At 69.9% G+C, this 24,692-nt stretch carries 29 protein-coding genes, 1 tRNA gene and 1 pseudogene; 14 read left to right on the top strand and 17 right to left on the bottom strand.

Features of this window, described 5'->3' with window-relative positions:
• Nucleotides 1-77: 77 nt before the first annotated feature.
• Entirely contained in the window at nt 78-623 is a 546-nt protein-coding gene (locus H291_RS0110910) for a TetR/AcrR family transcriptional regulator (protein WP_026365627.1), read from the top strand.
• Between the two features lie 26 nt (nt 624-649).
• On the opposite strand, the gene H291_RS29535 is transcribed toward H291_RS0110910, so the two are convergent.
• Entirely contained in the window at nt 650-1,519 is an 870-nt protein-coding gene (locus H291_RS29535) for an SDR family NAD(P)-dependent oxidoreductase (RefSeq protein ID WP_020015031.1), read from the bottom strand.
• A 156-nt stretch (nt 1,520-1,675) separates the two neighbouring features.
• On the opposite strand from H291_RS29535, the gene H291_RS0110900 reads away from it, so the two are divergent.
• Nucleotides 1,676-2,032 (top strand): VOC family protein, encoded by a 357-nt coding sequence (locus H291_RS0110900; protein ID WP_020015030.1) that lies wholly within the window; start codon nt 1,676-1,678, stop codon nt 2,030-2,032.
• Nucleotides 2,033-2,104: 72 nt separating this feature from the next.
• Here H291_RS0110900 and H291_RS0110895 read toward each other — a convergent pair whose 3' ends face one another.
• The gene (locus H291_RS0110895; protein ID WP_232216063.1) at nt 2,105-2,950 is read right to left on the bottom strand and encodes a helix-turn-helix transcriptional regulator; all 846 of its coding nucleotides are present in this window, start codon (nt 2,948-2,950) and stop codon (nt 2,105-2,107) included.
• Nucleotides 2,951-3,053: 103 nt separating this feature from the next.
• On the opposite strand from H291_RS0110895, the gene H291_RS0110890 reads away from it, so the two are divergent.
• Nucleotides 3,054-4,262 carry an MFS transporter gene (locus H291_RS0110890; protein WP_020015028.1) on the top strand — a complete coding sequence of 403 codons (1,209 nt, stop codon included), beginning with the start codon at nt 3,054-3,056 and terminating at the stop codon, nt 4,260-4,262.
• Nucleotides 4,263-4,334: 72 nt separating this feature from the next.
• On the opposite strand, the gene H291_RS0110885 is transcribed toward H291_RS0110890, so the two are convergent.
• Nucleotides 4,335-4,697 carry a winged helix-turn-helix transcriptional regulator gene (locus tag H291_RS0110885; RefSeq protein ID WP_020015027.1) on the bottom strand — a complete coding sequence of 121 codons (363 nt, stop codon included), beginning with the start codon at nt 4,695-4,697 and terminating at the stop codon, nt 4,335-4,337.
• A 29-nt stretch (nt 4,698-4,726) separates the two neighbouring features.
• On the opposite strand from H291_RS0110885, the gene H291_RS0110880 reads away from it, so the two are divergent.
• On the top strand, nt 4,727-5,215 hold the full coding sequence (locus H291_RS0110880; RefSeq protein ID WP_020015026.1) for a nuclear transport factor 2 family protein: 489 nt from the start codon (nt 4,727-4,729) through the stop codon (nt 5,213-5,215).
• Nucleotides 5,216-5,242: 27 nt separating this feature from the next.
• Here H291_RS0110880 and H291_RS0110875 read toward each other — a convergent pair whose 3' ends face one another.
• Nucleotides 5,243-5,830 (bottom strand): TetR/AcrR family transcriptional regulator, encoded by a 588-nt coding sequence (locus tag H291_RS0110875; RefSeq protein ID WP_020015025.1) that lies wholly within the window; start codon nt 5,828-5,830, stop codon nt 5,243-5,245.
• An 80-nt stretch (nt 5,831-5,910) separates the two neighbouring features.
• Here H291_RS0110875 and H291_RS0110870 point away from each other — a divergent pair, with 80 nt between their 5' ends.
• Nucleotides 5,911-6,687 (top strand): SDR family NAD(P)-dependent oxidoreductase, encoded by a 777-nt coding sequence (locus H291_RS0110870; RefSeq protein ID WP_020015024.1) that lies wholly within the window; start codon nt 5,911-5,913, stop codon nt 6,685-6,687.
• Between the two features lie 92 nt (nt 6,688-6,779).
• Here the strand turns inward: H291_RS0110870 and H291_RS0110865 are convergent, their stop codons facing one another.
• Together H291_RS0110865 and H291_RS0110860 are read right to left on the bottom strand one after the other, a co-directional pair.
• A complete protein-coding gene (locus H291_RS0110865) occupies nt 6,780-7,160 on the bottom strand; it encodes an EthD domain-containing protein (RefSeq protein WP_020015023.1) in 381 nt (126 codons plus the stop codon).
• Nucleotides 7,153-7,812, bottom strand: coding sequence for a cysteine hydrolase family protein (locus tag H291_RS0110860; protein WP_020015022.1), 660 nt, complete (start codon nt 7,810-7,812; stop codon nt 7,153-7,155). The genes H291_RS0110865 and H291_RS0110860 overlap by 8 nt, the downstream gene beginning before the upstream one ends.
• 144 nt (nt 7,813-7,956) lie before the next feature.
• Between H291_RS0110860 and H291_RS0110855 the strand changes: the two genes are divergently transcribed.
• From H291_RS0110855 to H291_RS34520, 4 genes and pseudogenes are all read left to right on the top strand, one after another.
• Nucleotides 7,957-8,556 (top strand): TetR/AcrR family transcriptional regulator, encoded by a 600-nt coding sequence (locus H291_RS0110855; protein ID WP_026365625.1) that lies wholly within the window; start codon nt 7,957-7,959, stop codon nt 8,554-8,556.
• Nucleotides 8,553-9,494: a threonine ammonia-lyase gene (locus tag H291_RS0110850; RefSeq protein ID WP_020015020.1), complete on the top strand. Its 942-nt coding sequence runs from the start codon at nt 8,553-8,555 to the stop codon at nt 9,492-9,494. The genes H291_RS0110855 and H291_RS0110850 overlap by 4 nt, the downstream gene beginning before the upstream one ends.
• The gene (locus tag H291_RS0110845) at nt 9,491-10,498 is read left to right on the top strand and encodes an ornithine cyclodeaminase family protein (RefSeq protein ID WP_020015019.1); all 1,008 of its coding nucleotides are present in this window, start codon (nt 9,491-9,493) and stop codon (nt 10,496-10,498) included. The genes H291_RS0110850 and H291_RS0110845 overlap by 4 nt, the downstream gene beginning before the upstream one ends.
• A pseudogene (locus H291_RS34520) lies at nt 10,495-10,949 on the top strand (VOC family protein). The gene H291_RS0110845 and the pseudogene H291_RS34520 overlap by 4 nt, the downstream one beginning before the upstream one ends.
• Before the next feature lie 21 nt (nt 10,950-10,970).
• On the opposite strand, the gene H291_RS0110835 reads toward H291_RS34520, so the two are convergent.
• On the bottom strand, nt 10,971-11,888 hold the full coding sequence (locus tag H291_RS0110835) for a LysR family transcriptional regulator (protein ID WP_020015016.1): 918 nt from the start codon (nt 11,886-11,888) through the stop codon (nt 10,971-10,973).
• A gap of 84 nt (nt 11,889-11,972) precedes the next feature.
• On the opposite strand from H291_RS0110835, the gene H291_RS0110830 reads away from it, so the two are divergent.
• Nucleotides 11,973-13,181, top strand: coding sequence for an MFS transporter (locus tag H291_RS0110830; protein WP_020015015.1), 1,209 nt, complete (start codon nt 11,973-11,975; stop codon nt 13,179-13,181).
• 343 nt (nt 13,182-13,524) lie between these two features.
• Here H291_RS0110830 and H291_RS0110825 read toward each other — a convergent pair whose 3' ends face one another.
• From H291_RS0110825 to H291_RS0110810, 4 genes are all read right to left on the bottom strand, one after another.
• The gene (locus H291_RS0110825; RefSeq protein WP_020015014.1) at nt 13,525-14,511 is read right to left on the bottom strand and encodes a hypothetical protein; all 987 of its coding nucleotides are present in this window, start codon (nt 14,509-14,511) and stop codon (nt 13,525-13,527) included.
• Nucleotides 14,512-14,779: 268 nt separating this feature from the next.
• A tRNA-Pro gene (locus H291_RS0110820) sits at nt 14,780-14,853 on the bottom strand.
• Nucleotides 14,854-15,037: 184 nt separating this feature from the next.
• Nucleotides 15,038-15,754, bottom strand: coding sequence for a helix-turn-helix transcriptional regulator (locus H291_RS0110815; RefSeq protein ID WP_020015013.1), 717 nt, complete (start codon nt 15,752-15,754; stop codon nt 15,038-15,040).
• Nucleotides 15,755-15,792: 38 nt separating this feature from the next.
• The gene (locus H291_RS0110810) at nt 15,793-16,191 is read right to left on the bottom strand and encodes a nuclear transport factor 2 family protein (protein WP_020015012.1); all 399 of its coding nucleotides are present in this window, start codon (nt 16,189-16,191) and stop codon (nt 15,793-15,795) included.
• Nucleotides 16,192-16,354: 163 nt separating this feature from the next.
• On the opposite strand from H291_RS0110810, the gene H291_RS29525 reads away from it, so the two are divergent.
• A complete protein-coding gene (locus H291_RS29525; RefSeq protein WP_020015011.1) occupies nt 16,355-16,663 on the top strand; it encodes a hypothetical protein in 309 nt (102 codons plus the stop codon).
• Between the two features lie 56 nt (nt 16,664-16,719).
• Here the strand turns inward: H291_RS29525 and H291_RS29520 are convergent, their stop codons facing one another.
• Nucleotides 16,720-17,937 (bottom strand): sulfotransferase family protein, encoded by a 1,218-nt coding sequence (locus H291_RS29520; protein ID WP_020015010.1) that lies wholly within the window; start codon nt 17,935-17,937, stop codon nt 16,720-16,722.
• Between the two features lie 217 nt (nt 17,938-18,154).
• Here H291_RS29520 and H291_RS34790 point away from each other — a divergent pair, with 217 nt between their 5' ends.
• Nucleotides 18,155-19,090, top strand: a complete 936-nt coding sequence (locus tag H291_RS34790) for a cold-shock protein (RefSeq protein WP_026365623.1) — start codon at nt 18,155-18,157, stop codon at nt 19,088-19,090.
• A gap of 62 nt (nt 19,091-19,152) precedes the next feature.
• Complete coding sequence (locus H291_RS0110790; RefSeq protein WP_026365622.1) at nt 19,153-19,347, top strand: hypothetical protein; 195 nt, start codon at nt 19,153-19,155, stop codon at nt 19,345-19,347.
• 27 nt (nt 19,348-19,374) lie between these two features.
• On the opposite strand, the gene H291_RS29515 is transcribed toward H291_RS0110790, so the two are convergent.
• From H291_RS29515 to H291_RS0110775, 3 genes are all read right to left on the bottom strand, one after another.
• A complete protein-coding gene (locus H291_RS29515; protein ID WP_020015008.1) occupies nt 19,375-20,499 on the bottom strand; it encodes a hypothetical protein in 1,125 nt (374 codons plus the stop codon).
• A gap of 98 nt (nt 20,500-20,597) precedes the next feature.
• A complete protein-coding gene (locus H291_RS0110780) occupies nt 20,598-21,029 on the bottom strand; it encodes a cupin domain-containing protein (protein ID WP_020015007.1) in 432 nt (143 codons plus the stop codon).
• Between the two features lie 155 nt (nt 21,030-21,184).
• Nucleotides 21,185-22,117 carry an aldo/keto reductase gene (locus tag H291_RS0110775; protein ID WP_020015006.1) on the bottom strand — a complete coding sequence of 311 codons (933 nt, stop codon included), beginning with the start codon at nt 22,115-22,117 and terminating at the stop codon, nt 21,185-21,187.
• A gap of 154 nt (nt 22,118-22,271) precedes the next feature.
• Between H291_RS0110775 and H291_RS0110770 the strand changes: the two genes are divergently transcribed.
• The gene (locus H291_RS0110770; protein WP_020015005.1) at nt 22,272-23,279 is read left to right on the top strand and encodes a LacI family DNA-binding transcriptional regulator; all 1,008 of its coding nucleotides are present in this window, start codon (nt 22,272-22,274) and stop codon (nt 23,277-23,279) included.
• On the opposite strand, the gene H291_RS0110765 is transcribed toward H291_RS0110770, so the two are convergent.
• Complete coding sequence (locus H291_RS0110765; protein ID WP_026365621.1) at nt 23,276-24,088, bottom strand: formate/nitrite transporter family protein; 813 nt, start codon at nt 24,086-24,088, stop codon at nt 23,276-23,278. The two genes, H291_RS0110770 and H291_RS0110765, sit on opposite strands and share 4 nt — an antisense overlap.
• A gap of 23 nt (nt 24,089-24,111) precedes the next feature.
• Nucleotides 24,112-24,564, bottom strand: a complete 453-nt coding sequence (cynS, locus tag H291_RS0110760) for a cyanase (RefSeq protein WP_020015003.1) — start codon at nt 24,562-24,564, stop codon at nt 24,112-24,114.
• Nucleotides 24,565-24,692: the final 128 nt, after the last annotated feature.

Genomic DNA, 24,692 nt, shown 5'->3' with positions numbered 1-24,692 from the left:
CAAGAGACAGATTCTGTATAGTGAGCACCCTGCGGGACTTCTCGGCCGAGCAGGTCCCGCGAGAACCAGGAGGCGTCATGCACCGCGACAGACGGACACAAGTACTCGACGCGGCACTGACGACCTTCGCCCGCCACGGCTACCGGAAGACGTCGATGGACGACGTCGCGCGGGCCGCGGACATCTCACGGCCAGGCCTGTACTTCCTCTTTTCGGCCAAGCCCGACCTCTTCCACGCCACCGTGGAGCACGCGCTCGAGGACGGCGTCGGGGCAGCGGCCGCGGCCCTCGCCGACGACGGCGCTCCGCTGAACGACCGCCTCCTCGAGGCGTTCGACCACTGGTCGGGCCGCTACGTCGGGCCGCTCGCGGCAGAGATCGACGGGCTCATCGAGGCCAACCCCGGGCTGCTGGGCACGATGCCGGCGGAGTACTCGAGCCGCTTCCGCTCGCTGGTCACCACCGCCGTGCGGGAAGCCCGCGACCAGGACGCGCGGGCCACCCCCGAGGACGTCGCACGCACCCTCATCAGCACCGCGATCGGCATCAAGCACGACGCGGGCACGCGGGAGGAGTTCAGGACGCGCATGAGCGTCGCCATCGACCTCTACCGCGCTCACTGACGCGTCGCGGCATGAGGTGCCGCCCGTCAGATGGCGGCCGCCGTGAGCGAAACGTACCGGTCGAACTCGAGCACACGCCCCTCGCGGGAGAGCTCGCCGTACAGCGCTCCCTGGAACGGGCCGAGCGCGAAATCAACGAGCGGGACAGCCGCCTGCGCGGGCGACGGGGCGTTTGCGACGTCCCAGAACGCGCCCGACGTCGGGGTGTTCATCATGCCCGGGCACACCGCGGCCAGCAGGATGTCGCGCTGGGCATCGTGCGTGCGGCGCTGCTCGGCGAGCGCGCGGTCGGCGGCGACCTGTCCGATCTTGGACGGGATGTTGATGAACCCGGGCCATGGGGTGCCGGTGATCGTCCCCGAGGCGACCTGGTCGCGCCAGCCGGTGATCGCGGCGTCGACGTCGTCCAGGGTGTGCAGGTCGCGGAAGGTGGGGTGCAGGACGGGCGCGAGGTAGTCGAGTGTCCCCAGGGAACTGGCCACGACGATCAGGCGGCCATGGTCGCGGATGATCGGCGCGAACGCACGCAGGAGGCGGGTGGTTCCGAGGTTGTTCACCTCGACGTATTCGGTCACGACGTCGCGCACGTCGTCGCCGGGGGTGACCCGCATGACGGCGTTGCTGTACACGAGGTCGATGCCGCCGTGCCGGTCTTGCATGAGAGTCGCGAGCCGTGCCGCGGAGTCTGGCTGGGCGACGTCGAACTGTCCCGCGACGACCTTTGCCGTGGCGGTGTCGGCGAGCTCGCCGGCGAGGGCTTCGGCCTTGGCGAGGTTACGCCCGGTGAGGTAGACGACGTCGTGGGAGTTGAGGCGTCGGGACAGCTCCTGAACCAGTGCCAGTCCCAGCCCCTGGGTTGCTCCGGTCACGAGGGCCACGCGTGGTTCCACGGTCATGGTGATCTCCTGTGTGGGTTGGTGGGGTTGCGTTTCCCACCGTGTGCCCCCGACTCACCCGGGCGCTATACCTAGTGCTGGTGGCGCTCAAACTAGTATCAGCGCCACTGGCCTGCGTGCTTACGCACGCTTCCAGGGGCTTCTACGGTCGTGGCCATGACGAAGATCATCGATTCCGTGATGTCTCGCATCGAGGTCGCCGACCTCGATGCGGCGCTGCCCGCCTACTGCACGCTCGCCGGGACCCAAGAGGTGCGGCGACTGGAGTTCCCGCAGTTCCGCATGGCGATCGTCGGGACGTTCATGCTCATCGAGGGCACGCCCGAGCAGCTGGCGCCGTTCCGGCGGGCCGCCACGCTGATGGCCCGGGACCACGACGCCGCGGTCGCGGCACTGACCGACACCGGCGGAAGGGTCCTGGACGGACCGACACCCTCTGCCGGCGGTGTACGCAGCATCGTTGCCGACCGGGACGGCAACACGTTCGAGGTGTTCACCCCGCAGCCCGTGTGAGCCGAGACGGCCTTCGACCGCTCGGTCGTGTGCTCGCACCGGCGCGAGCACACGAACGTTCAGGCGTCCGGCTCAGGCCGGGGCCGACTCGTGGACGGCACCGTAGGGGACGAACCGGCTCCCCAGCTTGCCGGCCGTCTTCTCGTCGGCAGGCAGGAAGACGAGCATCGCCAGGTCGGGCTGCTCGGCGACGTCGAGCTTGACGTAGTCGAGGTGCAGCACACCGAGGCGTTCGTGCCGCAGCTGCTTGCGGGAGGGCTCGAAGCGGCGTGCCGTCTGTTCCTGCCACAGTTCGGCGAAGCGCGGACTGGCGTCGAGGAGCGCGGTGCGCAGCTGCCCGCCGCGCGGGTCGTTCGGGTGCTGGGCGAGGTTGATCCGAAACTGACCGACCAGCTGGCGAGCTTCGGTCTCCCAGTCGACGAACAGGTTCCTGGAGCGCTTCTGGGTGAAGGTCAGCCACAGGATGTTGCGCTCCGGGGCCGGGCGCTCGTCGAAACCACCTAGCAGCTCGGCGTACATGTCATTGCACGCCAGGACGTCCCACCACACGTTCGCGACGTAGGCGGGGTTGGGCTGCAGGGTCTGGACCAGCCGCGCCAGGGTGTCGTTGACGCGCGGCGGTTCGGGCGGGCCGGACGGCAGTGCCATCCCGGCCAGCGTGAACAGTACGTCCCGGTCGTCGCGTCCCAACCGCAACGCGCGACCGATCGCCTCGACGACCTGCCTGCTGACCCCGATCTCCCGCGCCTGCTCCAGCCACGTGTACCAGGTGACGCTCACCCCGGAGAGCTGGGCCAGCTCCTCCCGGCGCAGTCCGGGCGTTCGTCGACGCGATCCGCGAGGCAGACCGACCGCTGCCGGGTCGGTGGCCTCGCGGCGGGCGCGCAGAAAGGTCGCCAGCTCTCGTCGTTGGATCACGTCGGACAATGTCACCACTCCTCGGGCGCACCAACCAGGTGGCATTTATACCAGCATAAAGGCCGTCTGTACCAGGTTAAGGCACGCCAACACGATGGTGTGCATGACCACCGAAACCACGTCACCGCACCGCCACTCGCCATCGGACGAGCGGCCCGACCGTTGGATCGTCCCGGTCGCCCTGCTCGCGATCGGCACCTTCGCCATCGGGACCGACTCGTTCGTCCTGGCCGGCATCCTGCCCGAGCTGTCCGCAGACCTCGAGGTCTCCGAGGGCGCCGCCGGTCAGACCGTCACCGCGTTCGCAATCACCTATGCGATCGCAGCCCCGTTCCTGTCCGTGCTGACCCACCGGGTCCCCCGCAAGACCCTGATCGCGATCAGCCTGGCGGTCTTCGTCGCCATGAACGTCGCCGGCGCACTGTCCCCGAACCTCGCCGTCCTGATCACCACCCGGGTGCTGTGCGCCCTCGGCGCGGCGGGCTTCACCCCGACCGCCAACGCGGTCGCCACCACCCTGGCAGGCCCCGCAGCACGGGGACGCGCCCTGTCCGTCACTCTGGGCGGTATCGCCCTGGGGACCGTCTTCGGCGTCCCGCTCGGCACCTTCCTCGGTCAGCACCTCGGGTGGCAGGCCAGCCTGGCGTTCGTCGCGCTCGTGGGTCTGGCCGCACTCGTAGCGCTCGCGGTCGCCCTGTCCCACCTGGACGGCGAGGCAGCCGTCGCGCTACGCCACCGGTTCGCAGTGATGGGCGATCGCCGTGTCGCCCTGGTCGTCCTGATCACCGCCCTTGCCACGGGCTCCGGCATCCTGGTCTACACCTACATCGCCCCGATCGTGCATGACATCGCAGGGATCTCCGGCAGCGCACTGGCCGCCGGGTTGCTCGTGTGGGGCGTGGGCGGTGCCATCGGCGCGTTTGGTTGCGGCTGGTTCACCGACCGGATCGGCGCAGGCCTCACGTCCGCGCTCGCGATCATGCTTCTGGCAGCAGCCCTGTCGGTCATCGCGCTCGCACATTCTCCCTGGGTGGTCGTGGTCGCGATGCTCTTCGGCGGTATCGGGAGCTGGGCGTTCGTCGCGCCGAACAACCACATGCTCACCGGCCTGCACCCGCAGATGGCCGGTGTCGTCATCTCGTTCAACTCCACGGGCACCTACGTGGGCCAGGCGGCGGGAGCCGGGATCGGCGGCGTCCTGCTGACCAGCGGCCTGGACGCGTCCGCGACCGTCCTGATCTCGGTCGCCGGCTTGCTCGTCGCGGCCTGCCTGGCACTGGTCGCACGGCGAATCACCCGTGTGGAGGCCTGACGGCGCCAGCCCGTCGGACGGCCAGACGCGCTCTCACGGCAGCGACTCCAGCACGGAGCAGGCCCGAGGCGGTCAGGACAGGTCAGCACCCGTGCCGGACGGAGCACCGTCGCGGGCCCAGTCGTGCAGCGCATCCAGCGCCGGCTCCAACGCCAGGCCGAACGGCGTGAGCGAGTACTCCACGTGCGGGGGCACCACGGGCCTGGCCTCACGGCGAACGACCCCGTCCGCCTCCAGCGCGCGCAGCTGCTGGATGAGCATCTTCTGCGTCACCTGCGGGATCGCGCGTTCCAGGTCGGAGAACCGTCGCGGTGTCGAGACGAGCAGGTGGTGGATGATCAGCAGTTTCCAGCGCCCTTCGATGACCCGCAGGGCCTTCTCGACCCGGTCGATCGTGCACCCAGGGGTACTTACTTTTTTGTCAGTACTGGTCATATGGGAAGCATAAATCTAACGTCGAGGGCATGGCGACAATCACCGACGCGGCGGACCCGGCCGCCCTGCAGTACGTCCTGGACCGGCTCGCGATCCAGGACGTGATAGTCCGGTACGCACTCGGACAAGACCTCCACGAGAACGGCGACGACGCGGTCCACGAGCAGTGGGACCTGGTGTTCGCCCCGGACGCCGTCCTGGACTACCGGGCCGGCGGCGCCGCACCCGACGTCGACTACCGGTCCCTCATAGCGACCATGCGCAGGCCCGGCGGAACCATGTCGGGCCTGGACAACTGGCAGCACTTCCAGGGCTTCGCCACCGTGGACATCGACGGGGACACCGCGACAGCGCGGACCCAGCACCTGCACACCCACTCGGGGACCACCGACGGCCGGGCATGGAACCTGATGCAGACGGGCTTCTTCGTCGACCGGCTGGAGCGGCGTCCGCAGGGTTGGCGCATCGTGCACCGCACCCTGGAGATTCTCTGGATGCAGACCTTCCCTGCCACCTGACACGGCAAGATGCCGCCCCGGCCAAGGTCAGCTTCGCCCAGCTTCCTGGCGACGCCCGGCCTCGGTCAGGGTGCCGTCGATCAGGATGGCGAGCCACGGGTGGCGCTGGGCGTCACCGCGGAGCGTGTCCGGCAGCGCGGCGACGACTGTCAGCAGGTCTCGGGCCGCGATGCCGGACCGGACCAGTCCGGCATCCTGGGCGGCGACCAGGATCGCGTCGAACTCGGTCTTCATTGGTTCGCACGCGACCGCGATCACCGAGGCGTCGTCGCCCAGCGCGTCCATGAGGACCGTGCGCAGACCGCGGTAGCCGCTGGGCATCTGGTCGAACGCGACCAACCATCGCCGGTAGGCGTCGAGCGGTGCGCTCCCCTGGCTCAGCTCACGGGCCGTGGCCGCCAGGCCCTCGAACCTGGAGGCGAGCAGCGCCGCGAGCAGATGCTCGCGGGTCGGGAAGTGCCGGTACAGGGTGCCCTTGCCGACGTCCGCGAGACGGGCGACCTGCTCGAAGGGCATGGCGGCGCCCGACTCCTCGAACAGTTCTTCCCCGGCCCGGAGGAGCCGTTCCAGGTTGCGTGCCGCGTCGGCGCGTCGGGGTCGGACCGACGAGTTCATGAAGCCTCCCTTGCCTATCGGACGGTGCGTCCGTATTGTATATACGGACGCACCGTCCGTTTCAACATGTGGGAGGAATCATGGCCGGGAGGCTGGCAGGCAAGAAGGTGCTCGTCACGGGATCGACGAGCAACATCGGCGCTGCGATCGCAGAGCGGTTCGCGCTCGAGGGGGCGCATGTCGTGGTCTCCGGCCGGTCGCAGGAGCGAGGAGCGGCCGTAGTGCGACGAATCCGAGAGGCGGGAGGCAGGGCAGACTTCGTCGCGGCCGACCTAGACGGGTCCAAGGCGGCGTCGGACCGGCTCGCCGAGCAGTCCCTCAAGGCACTGGGCGGCCGCGTCGACGTGCTGGTCAACAACGCCGGGGTCTTTCCTGGTGGGCCGACCGCCTCGATCTCTCAGGAGACGGCCGACCTGGTGTACGCGGTGAACGTGAAGGCGCCGTTCTTCCTCGTCGCACGGCTGGCGCCGTCGATGGTCGAGCGCGGCCAAGGCACGATCATCAACATGGGCTCCTGGGGTGCACGGCTGGGCATCGCCGGCTCCGCGCTATACACGTCCTCCAAGGGGGCCATCGAGACCTTGACCCGGTCATGGGCCGCGGAGTTCGGTCCGTCCGGCGTGAACGTGAACGCGATCTCTCCCGGCGTGATCCGCGAGATCGCGCCCGAGCCCGGCGAGCGCGGTGAGTCGCTCATGTGGGGCACTCCAGTCGGGGCCAGTGGCCGCCCGGACGTGATCGCCTCGGCCGCGGTCTACCTGGCCAGCGACGAGGCGCGGTTCGTACACGGTTCGGTGCTCGACATCGACGGCGGGCGCACGGGCGTGGCCGTCCGCGGTGCGCAGCCGGCGGCTTGAGGACTGGAGCGGTCCCGCAGGCGCCACTGCCGCAGCTGATCACTCCAGGCTCGCTGGAGTGCATCAGGGACGGCAGTGGCGTCGGCGGCACGTCACGATCGGTCGGACGCGGTCGGTGGCGCGGCGTGCCCTCCGCCGGGCACCACCGAGCGCTCGACACGAACTGTGTGGATCCCGGCGGTGGTGGCCCGCATGAAGCGGCTCCGGGCCGCGTGCGCCCGCTGGTACTCGTCGGTCGCCAGCGCCTCGCGCATGCCCTCGCGCGAGGTGAAGGTGATCTGGACGATCGCGTCGATCGGGTCCTCGCTGCCGTCGTTGGCCAGCTCGGTGACGTAGTGCTGCACGTACGACTCGACCTGGACCATCCGCGTGTAGGTGGGGCCGTAGTCGTGCTCCATGAACGCACGGAAGGCCTCCGTGGACACCTCCGGCCGTTTGCGGATCAGCGTGATGAGGGTCAGCTCCTCAGGCACTGACGCCCTCCTTGCCCGCCGTGAGCGCAGCAGCGATGGTCGCAGCAGGCTGGAGCCGGACACCGATGTTGGCCAGCTGGTCCCGACCCTGTTGGTCGAGCCCTGAGATTGCGTCCTGCGCGACCACGACGTTGAAGTCTCGTTCGCTGGCCTGGTAGATCGAGGTGCGGGGGCAGTTGGGGTAGTTCGCTCCGGCGAACACGACCGTATCCGCGCCCCAGGCCCGCAGACGTTGCTCCAGGTCGGTAGCGAAGAACGCACCCCACCGCGGCTTGTAGAGCACGATCTCGTCACTGGCCACCTGCTGCGCGCGGCCGGCCAGGAGCAGGTCGTCGTCCAGATCCGGGTCGCCAGGGACGATGCCCGGTGCGAGCAGCCGGCCGGGCGTGCCAGGACGTAGCAGCGGGATAGGACCGGAGACCAGGTCTCGGCGGACCGGTTCGGCGTTGCTGCCGTCGGGCAGATAGAGGCGCACGATGTGCACGATCGGACGCCGTCCGGTCCGGAAGGCCTCGGCCAGAGCACCTATCGCCGGTATCGCGGCACTGGTCCCGGGAATCTCCAGAGGCGCCCCGTCGAGGGTGTCTCGCTGGACGTCGATGGTCACCAGCGCCGCTCGGTCGAGCCTCAGATGGTCGGGTTGATGGTTCACGCACCCGATCGTGGCAGGTTCTGTGTTCCTCATCCTGGTGCTGGTTGCACCAGGCTCGGCTCACAATGACCTGACCCACTGCCTTGCGCATACCCTCGACGAGGCGTAACACTCGTTACGTAACGACTGTTACGTGGAGGCGTGATGCGAGCAGAACCAGATGCGGCGACCGTCGAGCGGATCTCGACGGCGGTGTGGGACGTCGTGGCGACCCGCGGAATCGAGGGCGCCTCCGTACGCGCCGTCGCGGAGGCGGCAGGCTGCACGACTGGCCTGATCATGCACCATTTCGGCTCGCGCGCCGCGATGCTCGTCCACGCCCGTAGGCTCTTGTTCGGCCGCACGACCGAACGCGCCAACCGGGCCGAGGCCGAGGCGGGCGACCCGGTCGACCGGCTGCGCGGCGTCCTTGCCGGTTCCCTCACGCTGGACCGCGCGCGACGCGACGAGGCACGTGTGTGGACCGGCTTCGCCGCGGCGAGCATCGCCGACCCGGAGCTGGCCACGGTCCATGTCGACGGCAACCGCGACTGGGTCGGCCGGATCGGCCGCCTTCTGAGCGGCATCGCTCCCGATGCCGGAGCAGACCAGCTGCGTTCCGGCGCGATCCGGCTCGTGGCCCTCACCGACGGCCTGGCGGCCTTGTCCCTGCTCGACCCCGACACCTACGACGCCGCGGCACAGGCAGAAGCGCTCGACCGGGCCATCCGCACCACGATCAACGAGCTGGAGGCAACACGATGACGACCACGACGTGGGCGGAGCGGATCGAGGCCGCGGCCTCGGTGATCAGCCAGCACCTGGAGCCGACTCCACTGGTGGCGCTCGACGTGGCGGGGTTCGCCGCGCCCGCCTACCTCAAGCTCGAGTCGCTCCAGCCGACCGGGTCGTTCAAGGTCCGTGGCGCGCTGGCTGCCGTAGCGGCATCCATGGCAGACGGGCGCCCGGTCGTCACGGCATCGGCTGGCAATCACGGTCTCGGTATCGCGTTCGCTGCAGAGCGCCTGGGCGCTCAGGCGACCGTCGTTGTCCCGGAGACAGCCTCGCCGGCCAAGATCGAGGCGCTGCGGCGATTCGCGGTCGACCTGCGTCTTGTCGGGGACGGGTACGACGCCGCGGAAGCCGCCGCGCTCGCCATCGCCGACCGCAGCGGCGGCCGATATGTGTCGGCCTATACGGACCCGGACGTGATCGCCGGACAGGCGACTGTCATGCACGAGATCGCGGCGGTACTGCCCGGGCCAGCACGAGTGGTCGTGCCGGTGGGCGGTGGCGGGCTTGCCTCGGGTACCGCGCTCGGTGCCCCCGAGCGGCTCTCCGTGCTCGGCGTCGAGGCAGCGGCCTCCCGCGCCGTCTCCGCCTCCATGACCGCCGGGCAGGTCGTCCAGGTCGAGGTGCGTCCCACGATCGCCGACGGCCTGGCCGGCAACATCGCCGAAGACGCCCTGACGCCCGGCATCCTCCGCACAGCGGGGGTCCCGGTGGTGGCAGCGGAGGAGGCGGCGATCGAGCAGGCGGTGGCCGAGCTGGCGCTGAGGCACGGGGTGGTGGCCGAGGGCTCTGGTGCCGTCGGTGTCGCCGCGGCCCTGGGCGGAGCACTTCCCACGGACTTGCCGACCGTATTCGTGATCACCGGCCGCAATATCACCGCAGCGCGGCTCTCGACCCTGGTGGCCCCGTGAGCAGCGCGACGCCGTGGATCGTCACCGCCGCCGAGGTCCAGGAGACCGTCGACATCGGCACGGCCGTAGCCTCGGCACGCCAGGCGTTCCTCGCCCTGGCCGACGGCACCGTCCGCTCCCCCGCCCCCTGGCACCTGGACGCCGACGGCGGTGCCGTGCACGTCAAAGGCGCGGTCGTCGACGAGCTGCCCACGTTCGCCGTCAAGGCCTCCAGCGGCTTCCCCGGGAACACGACGCGGGGCCTGCCGACCTCCGACGGCCACACGACCGTGTTCGACGCCGAGACCGGGACCGTTCTAGCACTGGTCCTGGACGGCGGCTACCTCACCGAGCTGCGCACCGGCGCCGCCGGCGCGGTCGTGCTCGACCTGCTCACCCCCGCACAGCTGGACACGATCGCGTTCATCGGCACGGGCGGACAGATCCGCCATCAGATCGCCGGCGCCCTGCACGTCAGAACACCCGAGAGGATCACGCTCATCGGCCGCACCCGGGAACGCACCGACAGACTCGCCGGATGGGTGCGTGACAGGTACGACATCCACGTCGATGTCAGGGAGCTCTCGGACGCCAGCATCGACGCCGCCGCCATCATCACCGCCACCACGGCAACCAGTCCCGTCCTGCGCCCGCACCAGGTACGCCCCGGTGCCCACATCACCGCGGTCGGCTCGGACGGCCCTGGCAAGCGAGAGCTCGACCCCGACCTGGTCCTGCGTGCGGACGTCATCGCCGTCGACGACCTGGACCAGTCCCGCAGGCTCGGCGAGCTGCAGGACATCACCGAGCACCAGCTCACGGCCGTCGCGCGCCGCGGAAACCGCCTCGGCACCATCGGCGACCTCCTGCGTACCGGCGCTCCTGCCTGGCACGACACGCGTGTATCGGTCGCCGATCTGACCGGGACCGGCGCACAGGACGCGACGATCGCGCACCACCTGATCCAGCGCCTCCAGGACGGCGCCGCACCGAACCGCCGATCGAAAGCACCCTCGGCCAGATGAACCGCGTCCACCGTGCCGAAAACTCTCAAGGAGGCGTCATGTCACTGCATCACAACCACGTCGGACTCTCGGTCTCAGACCTCGACAAACAGCGCATGTTCTATGCCGACGCGCTGGACCTGACCGAGGTCGAGGAAGAGTTCGCCATGCCCGAGGCCGGGGTCCGGTCGACCATCCTTGCCTCACCCTCCGGACTACGCCTGGAGCTCGTCGAACGCGCGGGCTCGACGCCGCAGCGGTTCAGCGACCCGTTCGACGGGGCCGGTACTCAGGGCTACTTCACTGGGCGTTGACCACCGACGACCTGGACGTCACCTTCAGCTCCCTCCTCGAGGCAGGCGCCACCGAAGTCAGCGCCCCCGCGGCTGCCGTGAGGCCCGGCGCACGCTTCGCCTATGTGCACGACCCCGAGGGCAATCTCCTCGAGCTCATCCAGCCTGCACCCCACTGATCAATGCTCTTGTAGGGCCAGTCACGGATGATGAAGGCCGATCTCGGTCAGGCGCCGACCACGGCGGCGCAGCAGCGTCCGGAACGCGGCGGCGAGCGTGGTCGTCCGCTGGTCCAGCCAGCTCGCGCCGATCTCCCGGAAGGCCCCAGCGTCGGTGACCGGGACTTCCACGCACCCCGGTGCGCCATGGAGGTCACGAGGTGCGAGCGCGACTCCGAGACTCGCCGAGACAAGTCCGCGCAGCGTGCTCAGCTCGTCTCCCTCGAACCCGACCCGCGGCGTGAACCCCGCATCGGCAGCGAGCCGGTCGAGCAGCGAACGCATCCCGTAGCCCGGCTTCATGGACACGAAGGTCTCCGCGGCTGCCTCGTGGAAGTCGACCCGTGGCCGGGTCGCCAGCCGGTGCCCCTGCGGCACGACGAGCACGAGCGGCTCCACGTGCAGCCGCAGCGAGGACATCCCCTCCCTCTCCTCCAGGGGTGAGATCAGGGCGACGTCGGCAGTGCCGTCCTCGACGGCGCCCAGGCAGAACGTGCGCGAGACCTGCAAGAGCTCGAACCTCGTCGCAGGGTGCTCGCGCAGGAAGGCGCGCACCAGCGCAGGCACCACCCGCTCGCCCAGCGTGCCCTGGAACGCGATGGTGATCGTGCCCCGGGCGCCGGGTTCCTGGACGCGGACCGCGTCCACCCCGGCGTCGGCGGCAGCGAGCACCGCGGCGGCATGCGGCACCAGCGCCTCACCGGCCGGCGTCAGACGGATGCCGCGACCGTGCCGCTCCACGACCGGCACCCCCAGCTCCAGACCGAGCCGCGCCAGCGTCCGACTGACCGTGGACTGAGGCATCTGCAGCACATCGGCTGCGGCGAGGGTTTGCCCGGTCTCGGCGAACGCGGCAAGGACCGGCAGCATCGGCAGCACGCGACGGGACACCACATCCATACCAGGCATCATATCTATTGCCGCATAGATTCAGCCTCGGGAATGCATTGGATGCATGCGTCGCGAGTACCTATCGTCCGGGAGATGGCCGCTGACACGCGCACAGACGGGTACGCCAAGGGAAGTCCTGCCTACCGAAGACTGCTGATCGCGCTGGGAGCCGTCGGCATCACGACGTTCGCACAGCTCTACTATCCGCAGGCAGTCATCCCGGCGATCAGCCGGGGCTACGACGTCGGCCCCGCGGCCGCGGCCCTCGCGGTCTCCGGGGCAACTGCCGGTCTGGCGCTCTCCGTGCTCGCCTGGGCACATCTTGCCGACCGGATCGGCCGCACGCCGGCGATCAAGATAGCCGTCGTCGCGACGGCGGTCGTCGGGCTCACCGCGCCGCTGATGCCGACCTTCCCGTCGTTCGTGATCGCACGAGCACTGGAAGGCGTAGCCCTCGGCGGCACCCCTGCGCTCGCCCTGACCTATCTCCATGAGGAGGTGCGACGCGAGCACGCGCCGGCGGCAGCGGGAACGTACGTCTCGGGTACCGCGATCGGTGGCCTCGTCGGACGGCTCGTGGCCGCGCCGGTGGCGGAGCTTGCCGACTGGCGCGCCGGTGCGCTCGCCGTGGGTGCGCTATCGGCGGTCAGCGCCGCCGTCGTCGTACTCACCGTCCCCGATGCCCGCACATTTCAGCCGCTCGCCCGTACCGGCGGAAGGACACTGTGGCAGGGAGTGACCGTGCCCTTCCGGCACCCGCTCCTGCTCATGCTCTACGCACAGGCACTTCTGCTCATGGGCGCCTACGTCGCTGTCTACAACTACCTGGGCTACCGGCTCGAAAAAGCACCGTTCGACCTCTCCCCCTCGCTCGCGGCGCTCCTCTTCCTGACCAGCCTCTCCGGCACGGCATCGGCACGGTACGCCGCGCGGTTCGCCGCACGCCACGGGCGCCGGGCCGTTCTTGTCGCCTCGGCCGGCCTTATGGCCGCCGGCGCGGCGCTGACCGTCCCCGAACAGCTACTCCTCACCCTCCTTGGTCTGACGCTGTTCACTGCGGCCTTCTTCGCTGCCCACGCCATCGCGTCGGGCTGGGTCGCACCAGCCGCAGGGTCCAATCCGGCGCAGGCGACGTCGCTCTACACGCTCTCCTACTACTTGGGCTCCAGCGTCTTCGGCTGGCTCGGGGGCATCGCCTTCGCCGCGGGCTGGACCGCGATCGTCGTGATGGTGCTAACGCTCGTCACCGTTGCGCTCTCGCTCGCCGTCTCAGCGCGCATACCGCGCGACCTCAGACGTTGAACTGTGCGTCGCGGCTCTGACCTGCGTGGTTGCTGATCGCGGGGAGCGAATGGGCCACCAGCGGGGATTCACGGCCAGGTTGCTTGTCCTGGCCACCGGCCGAGGCCAGCGAGAGCAGCGAGTCTCCGGATGAGAATGTGTTCGCCAACGCGCGAGACGAGTACTGCGCGCGGACTCGGGCTAAGGCGACTCGACGCGAGACACGGGTAAACATCCTTGTTCCTCGACTCAGCACGCAGTAGGAAGCACACCATGGTATCGGGTTCGAGGTTACCTGCGGACCAGGGACCAGATCGTCCGCGCCTACCCACCAGCCTCGGCTGGGGCAGCCCTGACGCATCCCTCACTGGTTCGACAAGAGCATCTCCAGCACATGTCGAATTTCCGCACTCCGGCGGGCAGCATCCTTGAGTTCTGGGATTTTCGTCGCCAAACCTAGTTCGCAGAACGGAAAACGAAAATAGTCCAACAGCCAGATCAGCTCGTCGTCATTGCGTGCACTTGACCACAATTCGCGGAAGATGAAGACGGACCGAAACACCGGCCCGCGCAACAACACCTCCATGTCGATCGCAGCATCCCGGCGGCCCTCCACGTCCAGCTCACGCACGTCTGCCCAAAAGCTCCTCGCGATAGCCACCCAGTCAGGCCGTTCGGAAGGCGGACCCGATGGACCGTCCGCACGGCCGGCCAGATAGCCCTGATTCACCATCTCGGCGCGAACCGGACCACCGACGTCGGTCCACCGATACAAGATCGGAAAGTCCTGAAGGACATCTCGTCGAGAGAACTCTTCGGCGAGTGCGGTGATCAACGAGGACTTCTCGTCAGCGTCGCGCGCCTCAAGCCAGAGCCCGTCGAACAACACCCTGGCCTGACGCCGAGAGCGCCCCAACACGTTCGAGACAGCAATTTCGACGCCGTCAAAGATGACATCGTCCAGCACTTCTCTGTTACGCCTGCCGAACCACCATAGTTCGACGGCGGCGTCCAGGTCGCGTATCGCAAAGTCGACATTGTCAACTCGCCATCGGTGCTCCGGATGGTCGATGTGCATCGGAGTGCCAGGCACACCGCGTAGGGAAACCTCCGAAGCCGGGGTCAAACCGGCCGCCTCCGGAAAGCACGAAGCAAGGTACTCGTGCTCGAACTCGGACTCGGCGCGCGCGATCAGGTGCGCGTACAGTCCAGCGCTGTCGCGATCCAGCGCCTCCATTCGGCGGAGCGCTCGACTCATGACGTCTCGCACGGCCGGGAAGCGAATCTCCGACGGTTCGCGCTGAACGATCCACCAGATCATTGATTCCAGGACGAACGGCGTGCTCGCCACAGTCCTTCACCTCCCTTTGGGCTGAAGACGCCCGTTGAAGCTCTACCAGGCCTCGCCCGTCACACCAGGGCGAGAATCGGCCATGCCCGCGAGAACTTATACGAGCTCCACCGGGGGCATGGTGCGCGCGTGTCCTGGCTCCACGTGCTCCAGCGAGTGGCCGGCCAAGCGGATCCGGGACAAGTCCCGTCCCGACGCTCGCCGCAGAACAGGGTTTGAGCCAACGAAAAACGCCCCCCACCTGCGAGAACAGGTGAGGGGCGATCTGTCGGGCTGACAGGATTTGAACCTGCGACCCCTTGACCCCCAGTCAAGTGCGCTACCAAGCTGCGCCACAGCCCGCGGTGTTCTTGAGCATGCTCAAGGCTACCGGTTTGGCCCCTTGGGGCCGACGGAAATACTACCCCACCTCGGGGGCTGTGCCCGACCAGACGACGTCGGAGCCGAGAGACAGGGCCACAGACCCGTCGTCATGCCACCGGGTACGCCGATGTCATGGACGGTCTGCGAGCGCGGGGAAACGCGATCACGCCAGCCGCCGTGTGGGCCACCGCGCGAGATCGGCCTCCCAGGACGCGGGGTCGCGGGTCGCCGGTTCCTCGCCGAGGATCTCGAGCCGGGTGATCCGCTCGATGCGGAATCCTCGGATCGCCTGGCGTAGCCGGCACCAGCCCGAGAGCAACCAAGAGTCGCCCGCACGCAGCAACCCCATCGTCTCGACGTCACGCACGGTGGTACCGGCAGGATCAGGGGCGCCGTTCTCGTCCTCGCCCAGGTAGGTGATCCGCACCACGCGCCGCGCCGCGATCACGTCCGCGAGCATCCCGAGCGGTACGACGTCGTCCGTCGCGGCGACGGCGTCGATGACCCGCATCGTCCCGAGCACCTCCTGCACCGGCGCACGGTGCTCCTCCTTCATGACGGCCGCTATCTTGGCGCGGGCACGGCGAGCGGCCCCCTGGTACGGCGAAGAGTCGAGCAGCGCCAGCCCGGCGAGCACCGCCAGCGACTCGGTGGCGGACAGGTTCAGGGGCGGCAGCGAGTACTCACGCAGGATCGAGTACCCGCCCGCCGCCCCGTGGTCCGCGTAGATGGGCACCCCGGCGAGCTGGAGCGAAGCGATGTCGCGCTCGATGGTGCGCGAGGACACCCCGAACTCGTCGGCGAGCCGGGCGGCGGACCAGGGCCGGCGGGCTCCGCGGAGCAGGTCGACCAGGGCGTACTGCCGCTCGGCTCGCTTCATGCCTCGATCCTAGGATCGCCCTCGACCGGGGTGCCTCGTCAGCTCCGCATGCTCCGCTGGCCGCCGACGGACCAGACCCGTCGGACCCGGCCGTCCGGAGCGAAGTCGAACACGTCGACGCCGCCCGCGCGGTTGCCGTCCGCGTCGACGTCCCAGAGCAGTCGGCCGTGGATGCCGTCGATCGCATCGGCGACGCCGGTGAAGACGACGCCCGGGTTCTGCTCGTGCCACCAGGCCAGGTACTGCACGAAGTCTTCGGCGGTGCGGATGTCGTCCGCGGGGGTCGAGCCATCACGCTCGGTCACGGCGAAGTGGATCCGGAAGTCGTCGGCGCAGATCTGTCGTGCGATCTCGCCGTCGGTGTTCCACATCGTCAGCCACAGGTCGAGCGACTGGCGGGCGGTGGAGACGGTGGTGGGCTTCGTGTTCTCGGTCATGCGTCCACTCTCGGGCGCCGACGCGACAACGGTGTGTCGGTGTTCCCCCGGGCATCGCGTACACCGCAGCCGGCACCGATCCCCGGAAGTTTTGGCGGACGCGCCATAGGATCGACCAGATGTCCGTCAGACCACCCGTAGGTGCATGACAGGAGGCAGCACGATGACCGTGGACGCCCGATACGAAGCCCTCAAGACCACTCTTCAGCAGGACCCCGACCTCGACGTCACCGTGCGCGAGGGAGCCCTCGTGGTCCATCAGACGGCGTTCGCGTTCCTTGCGGGCAGCTCGCTCGCCGTCCGGCTGCCCGCCGAACGCGCGGACGACCTGGTCAAGCGCGGCATCGCGGAGCTCCTCAGGCACGACCCCGGCGCCGACTGGGTGACGATCTCGGAGTCCGAGGACTGGCCCGAGCTCGCCGCCGAGGCCCACGAGCTCGCCAGCGGCCACCAGCCCGGCAACAGGTCGTGACCCAGGCCTGACAGCGTGCGGAGCAGCTGGACTGGTACCGGCACCCGCCCGGCCCGTCACAGCTCGGCGGCCGGCGTCGCGTCGCGCAGGTCGAGGCGGTCCAGCATGCGGTTGTACTGCGCGAACGCCGCCTCGGCCTCGGCGGGGTCCACGTAGCGGGACAGGTCGTACCGGTGAGACGGGGCCCCCTTCGGCTTGGCGATCACCTCGGCCAGGTGCTCCTCGTCGCTGGTGGTCCACCGTGCCCCGATCGCGGCGTAGAGCTGGGGTACCACCGTGAACGGGTCGGCGGACAGCTTGTGGTACGGCACGTCCACGATCGACGACGGCGGCATGTCCATCCGCGCGGAGAGTCCCCGCTCGACCTGGGTGACCAGATGATCCAGCGCGGCTCGTCCGATCGCCGCAGGATCGGTCTCCCGCTGGCACATCGCCTGCAGCGTCTCCAGGAGACTGGCGAACGAACCGATGACGGTGACGGGGTCACGGTGGGTCCACACGAACGTCGCGTCCGGGAACACCTTCCGGATGGCGGCCATGTCGCCCAGGTGCCCCGGGTACTTCAGCACCCACCGCTTGGGCTCGCGCCCGTGCTGGAGCACCTGCAGTCCCAGCTTCAGGTACTCGTACTGGGACCCCACGTCGTGCCGGTCCTCCAGCCAGGCGCTGTAGGACGGCATCGGTCCGCGCTGCAGCGGCCACTGGGGGCCGTGCGCGAAGAACAGCACCGACTCCTCCGGCCGGTCGATGTAGGTCGGGTGCTTGGCCTGCAGACCGGGCGCGACCAGCTCCATCAGGGACAGGGCCTGCTCGAGCTCCTTGATCACCTTCCGCGCCGTGCGCGGGTCGTGCAGGCTCGTGTGCTGGAGCTCCCAGGTCAGCGGGCCACGATGGTCGGGCGACTGGGCCAGGACCCGGTGGGCCAGCGTCGTGGCGGTGCGCGGCAGCCCGCACACGAACACCGGCGCCACGATCTGCTCCTCGGCGACCTGCGGGTGCTCGGACAGCACACGGCCCACCCGCAGCCGGTTGACGTACTTGCCCTTGACCTCGTTGAAGATGAGGAACCAGCCCAGGGGCGACAGCCGCGGTATCTCCGAGGCCCCCTGGAGGACCTGGCCGAGGTCGTCGGCGAACGGGCGATCCTGGGTGGCCGCGCTCTTCTCGACCTGCGCAACCGCCTTCGCCCAGGACCCGGCGGGGTCCCGGTAGCCCCTGACGAAGGGGGCCAGCGCGGTGTTCAGGACTCGGGTGGTGCGTGGGGTACGGCTCACGACTCTCCTCGGTAGCGGCTGGGTCTGTACCGGTGACCACTCGCCTCGTTCGCACCTGGCCATCGGCACATACCGGACTATCGGGGCGGGCTGTGGTGGTCAAGAGGCTTCGCGCCATGCGGTGCACGTTCACCCGCCCGGGCCTCGCGGACGATCAGCCGGGTTCCGTCAGGGACACTGGACCACAGCAATGTCTGCACAGAACGAGGAGTCTGAGTTGCCGCAAGGAACTGTTCGATGGTTCGACGCCGACCGAGGGTTCGGTTTCATCGACCTCGGGAACGAGGCCGAGGACCTGTTCGTGCACGCGTCGGAGATCGTCGGCGACGACGGACCCAAGCAGCTCCGGGAGGGGCAGGCCGTCGAGTTCGAGGTGGGCGAGGGCGAGCGTGGCCCCATGGCGCGCCGCGTCCGGGTCACGGGCGACCGGGCCGCCGACGCGCCCCTCGGTGTGCTCGGCACCGTCACCTGGTACGAGCCGGCCAAGGGCTACGGCTTCGTCACGCCCGAGGGCGGTCGCGCCGAGATCTTCGTGCACAGCTCGGCCATCGTCGGCGGCGGCGTGATCTCCGAGGGGCAGCGGGTGGCGTTCCTCGTCGTCGACGGGGAGAAGGGGCCGCAGGCGGACCACCTGCTGCCGCTCGGGGCGGAAGCGGGCCGGCCTGCCGTGCAGTCGGATGGCGCGGACGGCACGGTGTCCTGGTACGACGACACCAAGGGCTTCGGGTTCGTCGCGCCCGACTCGGGTGGCGAGGACATCTTCGTCCACGTCAGCGGGCTCGGCCGGGGGCTGACCGAGCTCTCCGAGGGTGCTCGCGTCACGTACGACGTCGTCGACGGCGACAAGGGGCCGAACGCCCGCAACGTGCAGCTCGCGCGCGGCTCCAGGGGTGCGCGCCCGACGTCGGACCGCGGCCGGCCGGGCCGCCCCGCGGCATCGGGCGGGCCGGTGCGCGGCGGGAAGGGCACCGTCGCGCGCTACGACGCGGACCGCGGCTTCGGCTTCATCACGCCCGACGGCGGGGGCGAGGACCTGTTCGTGCACGTGTCGGTCGTGCGGGGCGACGAGGTCCTGGAGGAGGGCGACCGGGTCCGGTACAAGGTGCGCCAGAGCGACCGGGGACCGCAGGCCGACGGCGTCGAGCTGCTGTGACCCGAGCACGGCCCCTTCCGCCCTCGCGCAGGGAGGGGCCGTGTCGCACTAGCCTCGTGCACATGGACCAGACTCCCGAACGACCACGCCGGGTCGACGGCGACGCCCTGATGCCGTTCATCGCCGGAGGCGTCTCGGGGGTGATCGCCTACACGGTCGGCAGCGGCCTCTTCGTCGCGGCGGTCACCACGGTCGTGGTGGCCTGGGTCACCTTCGGCGGTATCTCGCTGCTCAACCGCTTCCGCAGGAACCACTAGCCGGACGCGACCCGCGCGCCCCGTCCGTCAGCCCGGCGCGAGCGCCTCGACCTCGACCGGGCCCGCGTCCACGGGCTCCGGGCGGTCGCCCGCCCGCGCGTCCTGGAGGCACGCCGCGACCGTGCGCACGAACAGGAAGAGCCACGTGAGCAGCAGGAAGAACCCGAGGAACTCGACTGCGGTGAGGTTGAAGTAGCCGACCGGCCACATGAGGAGCACCACGAGGGCGAAGACGCTCACGAACAGGGACGACGTGACGAGGAAGGAACGCGGCAGGCGCGGCACCAGGTAGGGGGTCGCGACGATCAGCCCCGCGAACAGCACCGTCATGACCGACGCGATGACGGTGTGGAGCGCCTTGGCGACCTCGACCGTCACCCAGCCCAGCCCGACGAGCAGGACGGCGACCCCGATCAGCCAGGTGCGGAGCACCTCGAGCCGCCGCAGCTCCGGGGCCGTCGCCCAGGTGCGCAGGTCGCCGATCACGTAGTGGGTCAGCGTCGTCATCGCGAGGCCGGCGAAGATCAGCGTGATGTTGAACGCGTACGCCGAGAAGCCACCGCCGACGCCGAGGGCGCTGAAGTTGACCTGCCACCAGTGCGGGTCGTTGGCCGAGAGCATGCTCGCCAGCGCGCCGCTGACGAGGAACAGGGCGAGCAGGTTCGCGATGGCGATCGACGTCACCTCGACGGAGACCAGCGTGAGCACGTAGGCGGCGACCGCTGCCGACAGCCCGACGAGGACCGCCGCCATCAGCGCGTCCAGGCGCAGCTCGCGGAACGCCAGGTCGAACACCGCGAAGGCGGAGGCGGTCAGCAGCACGACGATGCCGGCCGCCGTGACGGTCAGCACCACGGCGTCGAAGCCGCGCCGCCACCGGCCGGCCCCTCTCCCGGCCTCCCCGCCGAGGCGCGGCGTCCGCGAGGACCGGACGTAGCCGGCGCAGAACGCCGCCGCCCCGGACACACCAGAGGCGACGGCCGCGACCAGGCCGGCCGACACTCCCCCGAACAGCGGCACCGTGTCACCCGCGAACACCACGATGGCCGCCACCAGGCCCACCGCCAGCGCGACCAGCGCGGAGAGCAGTGCGTGGTTCTCCGTCGCGACCGATCCGCGCGCGGGGCGCAGCCGCCGCTCACGTAACGCCATCCTCGTTTCCTCCCAAGATCCAGACCCTACGCAGATCAACTGGGCTGCCGCCAAAAAGTTCCGGGACGGCGGCAGGTCCGGCGTGGGAGCCCCCGCCGCTACGGCCTGACGGCGGCCTTCGGCAGCCTGCCGTACACCTCGTCGGTGACCGGCTCGAGCCACTCGTTCCTGAGGTCGTCGGCCGGGGTGATGAGGGCGACGTGGGAGAACCACGAGTCTGCCTTCGCGCCGTGCCAGTGCTTGGTGCCGGCCGGCACCCGGACCACCGTTCCCGGCTCCAGGCTGACGGGCTCCTCCCCCTCGGCCTGGTACCAGCCGCTGCCCGCCGTGCACAGCAGGATCTGGTCGCCGCCGCCCGTGCCGTGATGGATGTGCCAGTTGTTGCGGCAGCCCGGCTCGAAGGACACGTTGCTGACGGGAACGCTCCCCGCGGCGAGCGGGGCCAGGTAGCTCTGGCCGGTGAAGTACTGCGCATAGGCGTCGTTCTTCTCCCCGAGCGGGAAGATCTGGTCGAACTCGTCGTCGCTCACGTCGTCTCCGTCTGTCCGGTCGCGCACGGCTGCTGCAGGGCGCACGACCCGAGTCAAGGCGCTTCCCGGCCCTCGTGCCAGTCCCTGTCAGTACCCCGTCACGACCGGGCCTCCCGCAAGGCCCGGCCGGGCGTACCACCCGGCCGGGCCCGCCGTCAGGCGTAGGCGCTGTCGTCCACGGGCGACGGCGCCGGGCCGAGCGCCTCGAGCTGTCCCCACAGCTCGTCGGGGACCCGGGTCGCGACGAGCTCGTCGAGCTGCGCCCGCCGACCCGGCGAGACGACCCCCACGACGGTCGAGTCGACCAGCGGCGACCGCAGCGAGTAGTGCAGCGCGACGGCGGGCAGGGCGACGCCGTGGGCGTCGCACACCTCCGTCAGACGCCGCGTCCACGCGAGCAGGTCGGCGCCCGCGGGCCGGTAGTTGTAGACGGCGCCCTCGTGCGGGCCCTTGGCGAGCAGGCCCGAGCCGAACGGCGCGGCGTTGAACACCGTCATCCCCCGCTCCTTGGCGTCCGCGAACACCGGCGCCGCCGACTGGTCGATCACCGTGAAGCGGTTGTGGATCAGCACGGCGTCGAACAGGCCGGTCCCGACGTACCGGGCCATCAGCGGGACCGGCGCGGCGGCGACGCCGATCGCGTCGACCTGCCCCGACTCGCGCAGCTCGAGGAGCCCCTCGACCGCGCCGCCCGGGCCGACCGCCTCCTCGAACGTCACCGAGTACGGGTCGTGCAGGTGCAGCAGCGGCAGCCGCTCGACGCCGAGCCGCGCCGTCGTCTCCTCGAACGAGCGCAGCACGCGGTCGCGGTCGAACGCGCGCGTCTCGGGATCGGGATCGACCTTCGAGACGACGCGCGCGGCGGCGTCCGGCCCCAGGCGCGCGAGGGCCAGGCCGAGCACGGCCTCCGACCTGCCGCCGGAGTAGTTGTTCGACGTGTCGAGGTAGGCGTGCCCGCTGCCGAACAGGTCGAGCGCGACCCCGACCGCGGCGTCCTCGCCCGCCGAACCCGGCTCGGTGTCCCGGCCCAGGCCCGACGTGCCGAGCGTGACCGGACTGACGTTCATCGTGCTGGTCTCCTGCGTCATCGACCTCTCCCACCGTTGCTTTGCATCATTATGCAGCCTTGCATCGTAGATCGAGCCCGCTTAGACTCCCCTGGCGCAGAGAAGCGCCCGATCACGCGACGGAGCTCCGCCACGAGAACCGTACGGGCATCCGGGAGGTCGTACGGAGGGAACCATGGTCTCGATCTACGACGTCGCCCATCAGGCAGGTGTCTCGTCCACGACCGTCTCCAACTACCTCAACCGCCCGCACAAGGTCGCGCGCGACACGTCCGCCCGGATCGGCATGGTCATCGACCGGCTGGGGTACGTCCCGAGCCGGTCCGCCCGCCAGCTGCGGTGGGGCCGCTCCGGGATCGTCGGCATCTGCGTCGGCGACACGGCGCACCCGCACACGGCCGAGCTCGTACGGGCCGCCGAGCGCGTCCTCGACGAGGCGGGCCTCGCGGTGGTCGTGGGGAGCTCGGGCGGGTCGGCGGACCAGCAGACCAAGCTCCTGGACCTCTTCGAGGAGCTGCGCCTCGACGGGGTCCTCGTGGCGCCGTCCGGGCCCGTGGACTCGCTCGCTCGGACACGGCCGCGGGGAACGCCCCTGGTGCTGCTCGACCGCGACGACCCGGGCGGCACCCTTCCGGGCGTGGGTGTCGACCACACCGCGGGCGGCGGCGCGGTCGCCGCACACCTGCTCGCCCGTGGGCGACGTCGGCTGTGGCTCGCCACCGGGCCGCGCGGCACCGGGCCGGCGCGGCAGCAGGAGGACGGGTTCCTGCGCCGCGTGACCGCCGCCCGCGGGGCCCGCGCTACCGTGGTGCGCTCCCCCGCGCCCGGTGTGGAGAGCGGCCGGGATCTCGGCCGCCGGATCGCCGCCCTCCCGCCCGGCGAACGCCCGGACGGGATCTTCGCCACGGACGACACGCACGCCCTCGGGCTGCAGCACGCCCTGCTCTCGGCGGGCATCACCGTACCCGCCGAGATCGCGCTCGTCGGCTACGGCGACAGCCCGTTCGCCACGTGCGCCGCCGTGCCGCTCTCGTCGGTGCGGCACGGCGGCGAGGCGGTCGGGGCGGCCGCGGCGGAGCTCCTGCTGGCGGGCCTGGGTGCCGCCGCGCCGACCACCGCACCGATCGGCTCGCCCGCCCGCCTCGCGCCCTCCCTCGTCGTCCGGGAGAGCTCCGCCGCCTAGCCGTACACCCGCGCCGGGGACGTCTTGAGGTGCGTGCGATAGATGACGAACCCGACGAACATCAGTCCGCCGACGAGATTTCCGAGAACGGTCGGCAGCTCGTTCCAGAGCAGATAGTCACCGATGGTGAAATTGCCGCCGAGCATGAGCCCGATCGGGAAGAGGAACATGTTGACGACCGAGTGCTCGAAACCCATGTAGAAGAACACCATGATGGGCATCCACATCGCGATCACCTTGCCCGCGAGGCTGTCCGACATCATGGCGCCGACGACGCCCGTCGAGACCATCCAGTTGCAGAGCACCCCGCGCACGAAAAGGGTGAGCATCCCGGCCAGTCCGTGCTCCGCGTAACCCACGGTCCGGCCCTCACCGATCACGCCGATCGCCTGGCCGACCTCGCTCGGCGGGCTGGAGAAGCCATAGGTGAAGACGATCGCCATGAGCAGGGCGGTCGTCAGCGCCCCGGCGAAGTTGCCCAGGAACACGAGTCCCCAGTTGCGGAGCACCGCCGCACCCGTCACACCGGGACGCTTGTCCAGCCACGCGAGCGGGACCAGCGTGAAGACGCCGGTCAGCAGGTCGTAGCCGAGCAGGTACAGCATGCAGAAGCCGACCGGGAAGAGGACGGCGCCCACGAGCGGCTCGCCGGTCTGCACGCTGACGGTCACGGCGAAGGCGGCGGCCAGGGCAAGGATCGCGCCCGCCATGTAGGCGCGGATGAAGGTGTCGCGGGTGGACATCAGCGCCTTGGACTGGCCGGCGTCGACCATCCGGACCGCGAAGTCCTTGGGGGCTACGTATGACATGAGGGGCTCCGTATCGGTCCGGGTCACCACTGGTACTTCAGGAACTTGCCGTCGATGACGACGCGCACCCGGTCGCCGTCCGGGTCCTCCCGGCGGGAGATCTCGACGTTGCAGTTGATCGCGCTCATGATGCCGTCGCCGAACTCCTCGTGGATGGCTTCCTTGAGGGCCGGGCCGTAGACGTCCAGCAGCTCGTAGAAGCGGTAGATCGTCGGGTCCGCCCGCAGGGAGTCGCCGTTGAGGCGGTACGGCTGATTCTGGAGGGCGGCGACGGTGTCCTCGTCGAGCTCGAGCAGCCGGCCGACGGCCTCGGCCACCTCGGCGGGGACGGGGTGCGAACCCAGGAGCGCGGCGATGGTCCACAGCAGGGGGCGGTCGATCTGCTCGGCGACCTCGGCCCAGGTCGTTCCCGACCGGCGCAGGGACTGGCGGACGTCCTGCGTCGCGACCTCACGCGTGCTGTTCCAGGTGCTCATTCGTTCTCCGGTCGGAAGGAGGCGGTCGGACGCCGCCGTGTGCCCCCACCTCACCGAACGGGCACCGCACTTCCCAGGCCGTTTGCGAACGGCAATGCGCAGAACGCGAAGCCACGGCGTGCTTTTAC

Origin of the sequence: Promicromonospora sukumoe 327MFSha3.1, from assembly GCF_000385135.1 — a bacterium.
In the GTDB taxonomy this organism is placed as follows: domain Bacteria; phylum Actinomycetota; class Actinomycetes; order Actinomycetales; family Cellulomonadaceae; genus Promicromonospora; species Promicromonospora sukumoe_B.
This window is presented reverse-complemented; position numbering and strand designations above follow the sequence as displayed.